The sequence below is a fragment of the Streptosporangium sp. NPDC049046 genome (assembly GCF_040649155.1).
In the GTDB taxonomy this organism is placed as follows: Bacteria; Actinomycetota; Actinomycetes; order Streptosporangiales; family Streptosporangiaceae; genus Streptosporangium.
The window spans coordinates 57,992-71,527 of record NZ_JBEZEZ010000040.1; the positions used below are offsets into that span (position 1 = coordinate 57,992).

General features: G+C 68.9%; 9 protein-coding genes and 1 other RNA gene. 7 read left to right on the forward strand and 3 right to left on the reverse strand.

Features of this window, described 5'->3' with window-relative positions:
- Positions 1-25: 25 nt before the first annotated feature.
- Positions 26-4,906: an NAD-glutamate dehydrogenase gene (locus tag AB0B96_RS36585; protein WP_362906303.1), complete on the forward strand. Its 4,881-nt coding sequence runs from the start codon at positions 26-28 to the stop codon at positions 4,904-4,906.
- Between the two features lie 187 nt (positions 4,907-5,093).
- Here AB0B96_RS36585 and AB0B96_RS36590 read toward each other — a convergent pair whose 3' ends face one another.
- A complete protein-coding gene (locus AB0B96_RS36590) occupies positions 5,094-6,176 on the reverse strand; it encodes a hypothetical protein (protein WP_350946528.1) in 1,083 nt (360 codons plus the stop codon).
- A gap of 65 nt (positions 6,177-6,241) precedes the next feature.
- Between AB0B96_RS36590 and prfB the strand changes: the two genes are divergently transcribed.
- A complete protein-coding gene (gene prfB / locus AB0B96_RS36595) occupies positions 6,242-7,360 on the forward strand; it encodes a peptide chain release factor 2 (RefSeq protein ID WP_350946529.1) in 1,119 nt (372 codons plus the stop codon).
- Between the two features lie 258 nt (positions 7,361-7,618).
- On the opposite strand, the gene AB0B96_RS36600 is transcribed toward prfB, so the two are convergent.
- Positions 7,619-7,810, reverse strand: a complete 192-nt coding sequence (locus AB0B96_RS36600) for a hypothetical protein (RefSeq protein ID WP_362504082.1) — start codon at positions 7,808-7,810, stop codon at positions 7,619-7,621.
- A gap of 235 nt (positions 7,811-8,045) precedes the next feature.
- Between AB0B96_RS36600 and ftsE the strand changes: the two genes are divergently transcribed.
- The 5 genes from ftsE (at position 8,046) to ssrA (ending at position 12,861) form a co-directional block, all read left to right on the forward strand.
- Complete coding sequence (ftsE, locus tag AB0B96_RS36605) at positions 8,046-8,735, forward strand: cell division ATP-binding protein FtsE (RefSeq protein WP_012888192.1); 690 nt, start codon at positions 8,046-8,048, stop codon at positions 8,733-8,735.
- 31 nt (positions 8,736-8,766) lie between these two features.
- Entirely contained in the window at positions 8,767-9,675 is a 909-nt protein-coding gene (ftsX, locus tag AB0B96_RS36610; RefSeq protein WP_350946531.1) for a permease-like cell division protein FtsX, read from the forward strand.
- Positions 9,676-9,787: 112 nt separating this feature from the next.
- Positions 9,788-10,255, forward strand: a complete 468-nt coding sequence (gene smpB / locus AB0B96_RS36615; protein ID WP_344922291.1) for an SsrA-binding protein SmpB — start codon at positions 9,788-9,790, stop codon at positions 10,253-10,255.
- 2 nt (positions 10,256-10,257) lie between these two features.
- Positions 10,258-12,147 carry a penicillin-binding transpeptidase domain-containing protein gene (locus AB0B96_RS36620; RefSeq protein ID WP_362906305.1) on the forward strand — a complete coding sequence of 630 codons (1,890 nt, stop codon included), beginning with the start codon at positions 10,258-10,260 and terminating at the stop codon, positions 12,145-12,147.
- 329 nt (positions 12,148-12,476) lie between these two features.
- Positions 12,477-12,861, forward strand: a transfer-messenger RNA (tmRNA) gene (gene ssrA / locus AB0B96_RS36625).
- Between the two features lie 184 nt (positions 12,862-13,045).
- Here ssrA and AB0B96_RS36630 read toward each other — a convergent pair.
- Positions 13,046-13,375 (reverse strand): hypothetical protein, encoded by a 330-nt coding sequence (locus AB0B96_RS36630; protein WP_362906307.1) that lies wholly within the window; start codon positions 13,373-13,375, stop codon positions 13,046-13,048.
- Positions 13,376-13,536: the final 161 nt, after the last annotated feature.

The window sequence follows — 13,536 nt, forward strand, 5'->3', positions numbered from 1 at the left end:
CCCCTCACAAAGGAGTGAGAGCGACATGCCGCTCGACGAGGCCAAGGACGAGCTGCTGAGGAGTGCCGCGGAGACGTGCGCGCGCACACCGAGCAGTGATCACGTGAGCGTGGAGGAGGCGCTCGCCTTCCTACGGCTCTACTACCGGCATGTCGCCCCCGAGGATCTGCTCGGCCGCGACCTGGTCGACGTGTACGGCCCGGCGATGGTCCAGCGGCGGCTCGCCGAGCAACGCCCCCAGGGCCGCGCCCTGGTGCGCGCCTACACCCCCACCCCCGAGGAGCAGGGCTGGGCCCGCGGGTCCTCCGTCGTGGAGATCGTCACCGACGACATGCCCTTCCTCGTCGACTCGGTGACCATGGAGCTCAACCGGCACGGCGTCGGCATCCATCTGGTCGTCCACCCGCAGATGCGCGTGCGCAGGGACATGACGGGCAAGCTGCTCGGCCGCGACGAGGAGAACGTCACCGGGCAGGTGCTCGCCGAGTCCTGGATGCACTTCGAGATCGACAGGCAGAACGACGAGGCCGCGCTCAAGGCGATCGAGACCGACCTGCAGCGCGTCCTGGAGGACGTGCGCGGCGCCGTCGAGGACTTCGCCAAGATGCGGGCGCTCGCCTTGCGGACCGCCGAGGACGTCTCCGTCAACCCGCCGCCCCTCGACCCGGCGGGGGTGGAGGACAGCCTGGAGCTGCTGCGCTGGCTCGCCGACGGGCACTTCACCTTCCTCGGCTACCGCGAGTACCGCCTGGAGGAGGGCGAGGAGGGCGACAGGCTGCACCCGATTCCCGGGACGGGGCTGGGCATCCTCCGCGGCGACAGCGCAGACTCGGGCAGCTTCGCCGCGCTCCCGCCCGACCTGCGCGCCAAGGCCCGCGAGAAGCAGCAGATGCTGATCGTCACCAAGGCCAACAGCCGCGCCACCGTCCACCGCTCCGCCTACCTCGACTACGTGGGCGTCAAGCTCTTCGACGCCTCGGGCGAGGTCGTCGGCGAGCGGCGCTTCCTCGGCCTCTTCACCCACGTGGCCTACAGCGAGTCGATCTCGCGCGTCCCGGTGCTCCGGCGCAAGCTGGCCGAGGTGCTCGTGCTCGCCGGGCTGACCGCCGACAGCCACGACGGCAAGGATCTCATCGAGATCCTGGAGACCTTCCCCAGGGACGAGCTCTTCCAGACCTCGGTGGAGCAGCTGCTGCCGATCGCCCTCGGCGTGCTCAGGCTCCGCGAGCGCAAACAGGTCAAGGTCTTCCTGCGCCCGGACGACTACGGCCGCTACGTCTCGTGCCTGGTCTACCTGCCGCGCGACCGCTACACCACCAAGATCCGTATCAAGCTGCAGGACATCCTGCTCAGGACGCTCGGCGCCACCACCTTCGACTACAGCGCGATGATCGGAGAGTCGGCACTCGCCAGGCTGCACGTGGTCGTGCGCGGTGAGCGTGGCAGGCCGCTGCGCGTCGACACGGTGAACGTCGAGGAGCTGGAGGCGAGGCTCGCCGCGGCCACCAGGTCCTGGGAGGACGACCTGGCCTCCGCGATCACCGAGCTGTGCCCCGAGGGCGAGGTTTCCAAGCTCGTCCGCCGCTACGTCCAGGCGTTCCCCGAGGGCTACAAGGCCGACTTCCCGGCCCGGATGGCGGTCGCCGACCTGCGCCGCCTGGAGGATCTCGCCGCCTCCTCGGACGAGATCGAGATGAACCTCTACGAGCCGCACGACGCGACGGAGGGCGAGCGCCGCTTCAAGCTCTACCGCCTCGGCGCGCCGGTCTACCTCTCGCACGTGCTGCCGCTGCTCCAGCGGATGGGCGTGGAGGTGGTCGACGAACGGCCGTACGAGGTCGACCGCGACGGGGACCCGGCGACCAAGGACGCCTGGATCTACGACTTCGGCCTGCGCTACACGCCCTCGCCCGAGGTCGACAGGGATGAGTTCAAGCGGCTCTTCCAGGACGCGTTCGGCGCGTTATGGGCAGGGCGGGTGGAGAACGACGGGTTCAACGGCCTCGTCCTGGCCGCCGGGCTCACCTGGGAACAGGTCGAGATCCTGCGCGTGTACGCCAGGTATCTGCGCCAGGCGGGCACCGCGTTCAGCCAGGAGTACATCGAGCGGGTGCTGACGGGCAACGTGCGGCTCGCCCGGCTGCTGGTGCGCCTGTTCGAGTCGAGGCTGAACCCGCGGCGCCCGGCCGAGGTCCGCTCCGACCTGTCCGAGGCGCTGCGCGAGGAGATCCTCGCGGCCTTGGACGACGTGGCCTCGCTGGACGAGGACCGGATCCTGCGGGCCTACCTGGAGATGATCGGGGCCACCCTGCGGACCAACTACTTCCAGCGGGTCGACGGCGAGCGCAAGCCGTACATCAGCCTGAAGCTCGACTCGCCGTCGATCAGCGTGCTGCCGCTGCCCCGGCCCGCGTACGAGGTGTTCGTCTACTCGCCCAGGGTCGAGGGCGTGCACCTGCGCTTCGGCAAGGTCGCGCGGGGCGGGCTGCGCTGGTCGGACCGGATGGAGGACTTCCGTACGGAGGTGCTCGGGCTGGTGAAGGCGCAGATGGTGAAAAACACCGTCATCGTCCCCACCGGCTCCAAGGGTGGCTTCGTCGTGAAAAATCCGCCGAAGTCGGGGTTGCGGGAGGACACCCTGGTCGAGGGCATCGCCTGCTACCGGATGTTCATCTCCGGCCTGCTCGACCTCACCGACAACCTCGTCGACGGCGAGGTGGTCCCGCCCGCCGACGTCGTCAGGCACGACGGCGACGACACCTACCTGGTGGTCGCCGCCGACAAGGGCACCGCGACGTTCTCCGACATCGCCAACGCGGTGGCCAAGGAGTACGGCTTCTGGCTGGGCGACGCCTTCGCCTCCGGCGGCTCGATCGGCTACGACCACAAGGCGATGGGCATCACCGCGAGGGGCGCCTGGGAGTCGGTCAAGTACCACTTCCGCACCACCGGCGTCGACATCCAGAACACCGACTTCACCGTCGCCGGAATCGGCGACATGTCCGGTGACGTGTTCGGCAACGGCATGCTGCTCTCCCGGCACATCCGGCTGGTCGCCGCGTTCGACCACCGGCACATCTTCGTCGACCCCCGGCCCGACGTCGCGGTGAGCTACGCCGAGCGCGCCCGGCTCTTCGCGCTGCCCCGCAGCTCCTGGGAGGACTACGACGCCTCGCTCATCTCCGCGGGAGGCGGGGTCTGGCCCCGTACGGCCAAGTCGATCCCCGTCTCCGCGCAGACGCGCGCCGCGCTCGGCATCGACGCCGACGTGACGTCGCTCGCCCCGGCCGACCTGATCAGCGCCATCCTGCGGGCCCCGGTCGACCTGCTGTGGAACGGCGGCATCGGCACCTACGTCAGGGCGTCGAGCGAGTCCAACGCCGACGTCGGCGACAAGGCCAACGACGGCCTGCGGGTCACCGCCGGCGAGCTGCGGTGCAAGGTGATCGGCGAGGGCGGCAACCTGGGCTTCACCCAGCTCGCCCGGATAGAGTTCGCGCTCAACGGCGGCCTGGTCAACACCGACTTCATCGACAACTCCGCCGGGGTGGACACCTCCGACCACGAGGTCAACATCAAGATCCTGCTGGACCGGGCCGTCCGCGACGGGGAGCTCACCGACAAACAGCGCAACCAGCTCTTCCTCGACATGACCGACGAGGTGGCCGAGCTCGTCCTGCGCGACAACTACGACCAGAACGTGGTGCTCGCCGCCGCCCGCGAGCAGGCCCCCGACATGCTGCACGTCCACTCGCGCCAGCTGCGCAGGCTGGAGCGGGCCGGGCTGCTCAACCGGGAGCTGGAGTTCCTGCCGTCGGACAAGATGCTCGCCGAGCGGCGTCAGGCCAGGCTCGGGCTGACCGCGCCGGAGTTCTCGGTGCTGCTCGCCTACACCAAGCTGGTGACCGACGCCGAGATCCTCGCCTCCGACCTGCCCGACGACCCCTACCTCGCCTCCTGGCTGGTGTCCTACTTCCCCTCCGCGCTGCGCGACGCAGGGATCCGCACCTACATGGACACCCACCCGCTGCGCAGGGAGATCATCACCACCGGGGTGGTGAACGACCTGGTCAACTCCAGCGGGACCACCTTCCTGTTCCGCATCGGCGAGGAGAGCGGCGCGTCCACCCCCGACATCGCCCGCGCCTACCTGGTCACGCGCGAGGTCTTCGACATGCCCAACCTCTGGCGCCAGATCGAGGAGCTGGACAACAAGGTCGACACCCCCACCCAGATCGCGATGGAGCTGGAGGCCCGCAAGCTCGTCGAGCGGGGCACCCGCTGGTTGCTGGGCAACCGGCGCCCGCCGCTGGACCTCGCCTCCACCGTCGGCTTCTTCGCCAAGGGGATGAACGGCCTGCTGCCGCACCTGCCCAAGCTGCTGACCGGGGTCGACCTGTCCGCGTTCGAGGAGCGGCGCGACGGCTTCGTCTCCCGGGGCGTCCCGGCCGAGCTGGCCGAGCGCGTCGCGGCGATGGTGCCCGCCTACTCCACGTTCGACCTGGTCGAGGTGGCCGCACGCACCGGCCGTCCCGTGCACGACGTCGCCGAGGTCTACTTCGACCTCGCCGACCGGCTCCAGCTCTCCAGGCTGCGCGAGCGTGTCGTCGCGCTGCCCAGGGACAGCCGCTGGAACTCCATGGCGCGGGCCGCACTCCGTGACGACCTCTACGCCGCGCACGCCGCGCTCACCCACGGCGTCCTGACGCACAGCACCCCCGGACTGTCGCCGGAGGAGCGGCTGGCACGCTGGACCGAGGCGAACTCGGCGGCGGTCTCGCGGGCGCGGCAGACCCTGTCGGAGATCTGGGAGAGCGACAACTTCGACCTCGCGACCCTCTCGGTGGCACTGCGCGCGATCCGCACGCTGGTGGCCACCATCAACCTCCCGCACACCGGCGCCTGACCCGCCCGACGCCCGGCCGGGCCTCCTTTCATCGGGGTCCGGTCAGGCGGCGCGCCACACGGTAGGCGCGTCGCCCGGTATGACGGGTCCGGTTTCCCGCGGCACGGGCCGGTGCGCGGCCGGTCCGGGCCCGCGGGCTCCGTACGAACTCGGTGAACCTCGCACGGCTCGCGCGGGAAGGGAGAACCTAGCTCACGATGACCTTGGTGAGACCGCCGAGATAGCCGATCACCTTGGCCGCGTGGCCGCTGTCCTTGGCCGGGACCGTGCTCACGTACAGCTGCGTCTCCACCGTGCGCAGCTCCTTGAGGATGAACCGCTCCTTCGTCAGCTTCCTGGCCTCGGGCGGGATACGGGTGTCCGACCCGCACGGGGTGACCTTGATCGACCGCGTCGTCGTCCTGATGAGGGAGTACAGGACGAGAGCGCCGCCGTCGGCGGTGCGCAGCGCGTGAACCGGGTAGTCGCTCGCCGCGAAGATCGAGTCGTAGCCCAGGCAGTTGTTCTTCTCCTCCGCGCGCCTCCTGGTGATCTCGTCGGCGAGCCCCGTGGTGTGCGGGCCCTCCTCGATCAGCCCCGTCGCGAACCCCCGCTCGCCCTCCTCCGCCGAGGTCGCGTGCAGCGGGGCCATCAGGCGCGGGCTGATCGCCACCGTCGCGTCCTCCTCGCCCAGCGCCGTCGCGTACCCCTCGGTGTCCGTGACGACCTCCGGGGGCCGGACGCCCTCGTCGAGCAGGGAGGTCGAGCTGACCCGCCAGTCCTCACCGCCCTGCCGCATCAGGGTGAGCACGGCGGTGCGCACCTCGCCCGAGGACTCCTCGCGGTCCACGAACGCGGCGAACCAGAGCGGACCCTGCTGGTTGCGCGGGACGAGCAGCCGGGGAGTGCCCCACGTGTAGTGGGGAATGTCCTCGGCGGAGCCGCTGAAGGCCGCGATGGTGAGGGCCTCCTGCCCGTCGCGGGTCTGCTCCAGCATGAGCCTGCGGTCGGCGTCCAGGTGCGGCGTCGCCGCTCCCAGCACCCCGTCGGCGCCCACGACGCCCGCGAGAGCCCTCTTCGCCTCGGCGAGCGTGACCGGGGGCGGCGAGGGGGTGGCCGTGGGGCGGGCGGTCGGCGTGACGGCGTCGGCCGAAGGGCTCCGCTCGGGCCGGCCGTCGCCGGAACCCGAACACGCCGCGGTCGCGGTGATCAACGCCAGCGCGAGTGCGAGCACACCCCGTCGCCCGTTTTCGCGCACGTACACCTCCCGATACTCCCCGATGCGGGCCATGCTAGCCATGGTGGGGGAGCCTGCCGTACACGATGGGGTTCGGAGGTCGCGTACCCTTTACAGACGTGGCACTCATCGATCCGGCAGAACAGATCAACGAGCTTACCGGGACGCTGAACAGCATCCAGGACGTGCTCGACCTTGGCGCGATGCGCAAGCAGATCGAGGAGCTGGAGGATCAGGCCGCCGCCCCCGACCTGTGGAACGACCAGGAACGCGCGCAGAAGGTCACCAGCAGGCTCTCCTATCTCCAGGGCGAGATCAACAGGATCGAGTCGCTGGAGCAGCGGCTGGACGACCTCTCCGTCCTGTACGAACTCGCCGCCGACGAGGGAGACGACGACACGCGGGAGGAGGCCGACCGCGAGCTGGAGTCCCTGCGGGGCGACATCGGCGCCCTGGAGGTCCGCACCCTCCTGTCCGGGGAGTACGACGCCCGCGAGGCGGTCGTCACGATCCAGTCACAGGCGGGCGGTGTGGACGCGGCCGACTGGGCCCAGATGCTCCAGCGGATGTACCTACGGTGGGCCGAGCGCAAGGGCTACCCGACCGACATCTACGAGACCTCCTACGCGGAGGAGGCGGGCATCAAGTCGACGACCTTCACCGTCAAGGCCCCCTACGCGTACGGCACGCTGCGCGGCGAGCACGGCACCCACCGGCTGGTCCGCATCAGCCCGTTCGACAACCAGGGGCGCAGGCAGACCTCGTTCGCGGGCGTCGACGTGGTGCCGGTCGTCGAGACGACCGACCACATCGACATCAACGAGGACGACCTGCGCGTCGACGTCTACCGCTCCTCGGGTCCCGGCGGCCAGGGCGTCAACACGACCGACTCCGCGGTCCGCCTCACCCACCTGCCCACGGGCATCGTGGTCTCCTGCCAGAACGAGCGCTCGCAGCTGCAGAACAAGGCGACCGCGATGGCGGTCCTGCAGGCCAAGCTGCTGGAGCGCAAGCGTCAGGAGGAGAAGGCGGCGCTGAACGAGATCCGGGGCGAGTCGACCACGTCGTGGGGCACCCAGATCCGTAACTACGTGCTCCACCCGTACCAGATCGTGAAGGACCTGCGGACGGGCGCCGAGGACGGCAACCCGGGCGGGGTGCTCGACGGCGACCTGGACGGCTTCATCGAGGCCGAGATCCGCTGGACCCGCCGCCAGGAGTCGGGCGCCGACGACTAGGACGTCCTTCTCCCGTCCCTGGGAGCCGGACACGGGCGGAAACCCTCGTCCCGGGGAATGGACGAGCGGGAACGGCTGCTCGCCGACATCCGGGGCCCTCGTTTCCGAAGGATGAATGCCCGCGGGAACTCCCCGGGAGCCGGCGGAAAGACCGTGTTCCGGCCCCGGGCATGTCGGAGTCCTCACTCACGGGCGCCGCTGAGCGCCCGTGAGGCGGGTTTTCCACGCGAGACGGGAAAACCGCCTCGGAAGGGCGTGTCAGGCGCCGCTGAGGTGCTTCAGGGCCAGGGTGAGGAAGAAGAGCGCGATCAGCACCAGCGACAGGAGTGCGGGGGTCATGCCCCCGAAGGTGTGCTGGTGCATCCGCTCGCGATACGCGCGGCAGCGGGGGCAGCGGCCTTCGGCCACGGGGTGGGCGCACCCCGCGCAGACCAGGTCTTCACAGCTCATGATGTCCTCCCTCGTCGAGGTCAGAACTACTTTATGCGGTCGTTACCGGGCGCCGAATCGTTTTGTTTCCGTTATGGGCTTTCCATGTCAGTCTTCCCCCTAGACTGGGCTCCGGCCAACCGGAACGTCGATCGAGAGCAAAGACCGGCGCCCCCCGGCCGGCGAGAGGCGGAAGTGGCCCTCTGCCACTCCTGCGACCGTCCTAACCCCTAGACTGGCATGCCGTGATGCGCCCGTGATCCATTTTGATAATGTCACCAAGGTCTACGCGAACCAGAACCGGCCCGCGCTGGACCACGTCAGCGTCGATGTCGACAAGGGCGAGTTCGTGTTCCTCGTCGGCCCCTCGGGGTCCGGGAAGTCGACCTTTCTCCGCCTGGTCCTGAAGGAGGAGCGCCCGAACTCGGGCGCGATCCACGTGGCCGGCAAGGACCTCGCCCGACTGTCCAACTTCAAGATTCCACACCTGCGCCGCCGGATCGGATGTGTCTTCCAGGACTTCCGGCTGCTCCCGAACAAGAACGTGTACGAGAACGTCGCGTTCGCCCTGGAGGTCATCGGCAAGCCCCGGCGTTTCATCCGTAAGGTGGTCCCGGAGGTCGTCGAGCTCGTCGGCCTTGAGGGCAAGGCACACCGGATGCCCGACGAGTTGTCCGGTGGCGAGCAGCAGCGGGTCGCGATGGCCCGCGCGTTCGTCAACCGGCCGATGATCCTGCTGGCCGACGAGCCGACCGGAAACATCGACCCCGCGACGAGCATCGGCATCATGAAGGTGCTCGACCGGATCAACCGGACCGGCACCACGGTCGTCATGGCCACGCACGACGCGGCCATCGTCGACTCCATGCGCAAGCGGGTGGTGGAACTGGAGGACGGCAAGATCGTCCGTGACCAGTCGCGAGGCGTGTACGGCCAGGCGTACTGACACCAGGACCGGATAGAGCGACAGGAAGAGCATGCGGGCAAACTTCATCTTCTCCGAGGTCTGGATCGGCCTCCGCCGCAACCTCACGATGACCATCGCGGTCATCGTGACCGTGGCGATCGGCATGGCGTTGCTGGGCGTCGGTCTGATGATCAACTCCCAGATCTCCAGCATGAAGGACTTCTGGGCGGACAAGGTCGAGGTCTCGGTCTTCCTGTGCAAGAAGGACGACCCCTTCCCGCAGTGCAAGGGCAGCGGTGGCGTGAACGCCCAGGAGCGGGCCGCGCTGAAGGGGGACATCGAGGCCATGCCCCAGGTCGAGAAGGTCGACGTGGAGGACGCGGCCCAGGCCTACAAGAACTTCCGGGCACAGAACGCCAACAACACCGTGCTGCTCTCCGCCATCCAGGTCGAGGACATGCCCGAGTCGCTGCGGGTCAAGCTCAAGGACCCCGACGCCTACGCGGCGGTGATCGAGGCGGTCAAGGGCGCCCCCGGGGTCTCCAACGTGGTGAACCAGCGGGAGCTGCTGGAGAAGTTCTTCGGGCTGCTGGAGAAGCTCCGCTGGGCGGCCCTGGTGGTGGCGATCATCCTGGTCTTCGCGGCCACGCTGCTGATCGGCAACACCGTGCGGCTCTCGGCGTACAACCGCAGGCGTGAGACCGGCATCATGCGGCTGGTGGGGGCCTCCAACCTCTACATCCAGCTGCCCTTCGTGATGGAGGGCGTCATCGCCGGTCTGATCGGCGGTGTGATGGCCGCGATACTGCTGATCATCAGCAAGGTCTTCCTCTTCGACGGGGTGCAGCTCTACCTCTCTCCCAACAGCCAGCTGTCCTGGGAGACGGTCGCCTCGGTGATCAGTATCACCATGATCTTCGGCGTGCTCATCTGTGTTCTGGCGTCCTTCGTCACGCTCCGCCGCTACCTGCGGGTGTGACGCTCCGGTGTCCTCGTACGCCCCGCGGGCGCGGCGCGTCCGCACCTCGCTCCGGGCCTCGCCCGCGCTCGCGGGCGCGGCTCGACACTCCGGTCACCGGTAGGCTCCAGACATGCCACGTGAGACCGGGCGGAAGGTAATCGCTCAGAACAAGCGTGCCTGGCACGACTACCACATCGAGGACACCTACGAGGCCGGCCTCGTGCTCCAGGGCACGGAGGTCAAGTCGCTGCGGCTCGGCCGTGCCTCCCTCCTCGACGGGTACGCCGTCATCAAGGACGGCGAGGCCTGGCTGATCAACGTCCACATTCCCGAATACACCATGGGGACCTGGACCAACCACGCCGCGCGCCGAACCCGCAAGCTCCTGCTCCACCGCAAGGAGATCGACAAGCTGGTCTCCAAGACCAAGGAGGGCGGGCTCACCCTGGTGCCGCTCGCCATCTACTTCAAGGACGGCAGGGCCAAGATAGAGATCGGCCTCGCCAAGGGAAAGAAAGACTGGGACAAGCGGCAGACGCTGGCCGAGAACCAGGCCAAGCGGGAGATGGCGCGCGCGCTCAGGCACAGGAACAGGTGATCGTGAGGGGCAAGGCCCGGCGAGCCACCGCCGCGGCGCTCGCGCTGGCGGTGACGACTCCCATGTTGTCCGCGTGCTTCGAGGAGCCCTCGGCTCACGAGGCGGTGCGCGACTTCCTGATCGGCTGGCAGACGGGCGACTACGCCGCCGCGGCCAGGCGCACGGACGGCGACGAGAAGGTGGTGAGCCGGGCGCTGGAGGACGCCAAGCTCCAGCTCGACGCGGCCTCGTTCCGTTTCGACGTCACGAGCATGCGGCGCGCGGCGGACGAGGTCGAGGCCGACTTCGACGCCGAGGTCGACCTGGGGGAGAACAACCCCCTGTGGGAGTACGAGGGCGTGCTGCCGCTCCACCTGGTCGACGGCCGGTGGAAGGTGCGCTGGTCGCCCAGCGTCCTGCACCCCCAGCTGCGCGAGGGGGAGCGGTTCGCCGTGAAGGTCACCCCCGAGGGGCGTCAGCCGATCCTCGACCGCAACGGTGACCCGCTGCAGGAGAAGGCCGTCCTGCACGTGGCGAGTGTGGTCCCGGCCACCCTGAAGAGCGGTCAGGCGGACGAGCTCTGCGCGAAACTCTCCAAGATCACAGGCTTTCCCCAGGACCGCCTGCTGAGCCGGATCCGCTCCGCGCCGCCCAACCTCCAGGTCCCCCTGGTCACCTTCGGCCGTACGAAGTTCGGGCAGTTGCGCGCGCAGCTGGAGGCGATCCCCGGGATCACCCTCTCCGCGCAGGAGCAGGCGGTCGCCCCCGCCTCGCCCACCCAGATCGTCGGCACCGTCACCGCGGTCACCCCGGAGAGCGAGCAGCAGCTCGGCGGCCCGCAGCGGGCCGGGGACACGGTCGGCAGGGCCGGTCTGCAGAAGGCGTACCAGGAGCATCTGACCGGTTCGACCGACACACGTGTGATCATCGTCGATCTCAAGACGCTCAAGGTGACCGAGCTCAAGAAGTGGCGGCCCGACCGCTCCACCTCGTCCGTGCAGACCACGCTCGACCGTTCCCACCAGAAGGCGGCCGACAGCGCGCTGCTCGGCGGCGGGGCTCCCGGCATGCTGGTCGCGGTCCAGGCCTCGACCGGCGACATCCTGGCGGTGTCCAGCACCGAGCAGTACGACCAGGAGAAGCATGCCCTCGCGGGGAGGTTCCCCGCGGGGACCGCCTTCTCGATCATGACCGTCGGGGGCATGCTCAAGGCGAAGATCGACCCCAAGCAGAAGATGGCCTGCCCGGCCGACAGGTCCGTCGGGGGGGCCGCGTTCCACCAGGAGGGCGCGCCCGCGGGGAGCTCGCCGAGCATCCAGGCCAACTTCGCCACCGGCTGCGTGACCGCGCTCGCCGCGCTGGCCCGCAGGATCGACGGCGCGGAGCTGGCGGCCGACGCCGCGAAGTTCGGCATCGGGGCGCCGTGGACGCTCCCGCTGAGGTCGTTCAGCGGCTCCATGAAACCGCTGAAGAACGACGCGGCCACGGCCAAGGCGATCGCCGGGCAGAACGTCCTGGTCAGCCCGCTGTCCATGGCGCTGGTCGCGGGAGCCGTCTCCTCGGGCACCTGGCGCCCGCCGGTCCTGGTCACCGAGCCCGAGGTCGCCGACTCCACACCCGACGCCAAGCCGTCCAAGGCGCCGGACCCGGTCAAGCTGGACGACAAGACGGTCGAGACCCTCCGCACCTTCATGCGCAGTGGAGTGACGGTGGGCTCCGCGCGTGCCGCCGCGGCACCCGGCGACCCCGTCCACGGCATCACCGCCGTCGCCTCGCAGAAACGCAGGCCGCTCGCCTGGTTCGTGGGGTGGCAGGGGGACGTCGCCGTCGCGGTGCTGACGCAGAGCTCGGACGCCACGGCCGGGGCGGCCGTCGCGGGGAGGTTCTTCCAGGGGCTTCACGCGGGGTTGTGACGTTCCGCACTGTTTTTTTCACCCTGAGCAACCATGGGGTGTCTTGTTTGCGTCCTTCTAAGTGACCGGGCTCCGCTTGGGGGGTTGCGGACCCGGTCGCAATGATGGGACAGGGCCTCATCTCGGGGGAAGCCCTGCCGTCAGGACCGGCTCGACCCTGCCGGTCAACCCCGGGGACGCTCGCGATTCGCGGGTGTCCCCGGGGTTTCGGCGTTCGGGGCTCCGCTGGTTCACGCAGGCGCCGCGCGGGAATTCGATTCGCGTCGGCCGTGTTGTAGGAGGTATCTTCGGATGGCTCGACCCCACGGGGTCGCGTTGAAAACTCAACAGGGGGTGACTGGTTTCGACTTTGGCTTTTCAAGCCAGGTGAAGCGGGTCGAGGACTGCGGACATAACCTCGTTAACACTGTGACCGCGACCAACAAGTGCCAATAAGACGCACTCCGAAGTCAGCCAGGGCAACCTGGCACTCGCCGCCTAAGCAGCGAGTGACTTCTGCCGGCCCGGGAGCGCCTCCGGCCCGGATCCGGCATCGCTAGGAGGCTCAACCGATCGACCCGGCCACGGGGAAGATCGGGAAATCTTACAGTGGCTGAGCCCGTCGGCGACTTGCCTGCGTGATTGCCGGGGCTGAGAAAAGCACAGCAGGCTGCACCCGGAGAAGCCCTGTCTTGGAGTTGAAGGACGCGGGTTCGATTCCCGCCACCTCCACCCCCGTTCCGCGCCGACCGCGCGGAACAGATCGCCGAAGGGCGGTCGAGTCGGCCCAGCGCCGCCTCGGCCGCCCTTCGTCTTTTCCTGGCCGCAGCGGGGTCGCTTTTTCGGAAGCCTTCGTCGCCGGGTGAACTCGCCTTCCGGTCGTGACGCCGCCCCGTGGTTCTCGCGGCTAGGGCGTGTTTTAGAAGTCGGTGATGTGCCTGGTTGGCCGTCCGGGGAAGTGGCGGGCGGCCATCCAGACGGTGAGGTCGCGGGCGATGTCGTTGATGTTGCTCGAGGTGGTGACCTGGTGCTCGTTTCGGGTGCTGTCGCGGCGGACGACCTCGTATCCGCCTTCGCCCAGCACAGCCACCGAGGCGAACCAAACAGGGGCATCCTCATCGGGCTGGATCACGACGAAGGAGTTGTCGGAGTCGTTCAGATCACTGATCATCATGAACAGCGCGTCCTCGGACGGATCGTCGATGCGGTCTCCGTTTTCACTGTCGGCGCCGTAGTACTGAGCCCCCATCTACGCTCTCCCTCTCGCCCCGCTCAACCTGGTCGCGGTCAGCATGGCATGCGAAAGCGGCCGCTCTGCCGGGTCACAGCCATTCGCCGATCGCGGCAATCAGCACGGTGGCCTCGAAGCGGACCGCGAGCTTGTCAAAGCGGGTGGCCACCGCCCGGTTG

Coding starts and splice junctions, on each gene's coding strand:
- AB0B96_RS36630 (WP_362906307.1), bottom strand. CDS start 13,375: ATGGGGGCTCAGTACTACGGCGCCGACAGTGAAAACGGAGACCGCATC.
- AB0B96_RS36585 (WP_362906303.1), top strand. CDS start 26: ATGCCGCTCGACGAGGCCAAGGACGAGCTGCTGAGGAGTGCCGCGGAG.
- AB0B96_RS36600 (WP_362504082.1), bottom strand. CDS start 7,810: ATGAGCTGTGAAGACCTGGTCTGCGCGGGGTGCGCCCACCCCGTGGCC.
- ftsX (WP_350946531.1), top strand. CDS start 8,767: ATGCGGGCAAACTTCATCTTCTCCGAGGTCTGGATCGGCCTCCGCCGC.
- smpB (WP_344922291.1), top strand. CDS start 9,788: ATGCCACGTGAGACCGGGCGGAAGGTAATCGCTCAGAACAAGCGTGCC.
- AB0B96_RS36590 (WP_350946528.1), bottom strand. CDS start 6,176: ATGGCCCGCATCGGGGAGTATCGGGAGGTGTACGTGCGCGAAAACGGG.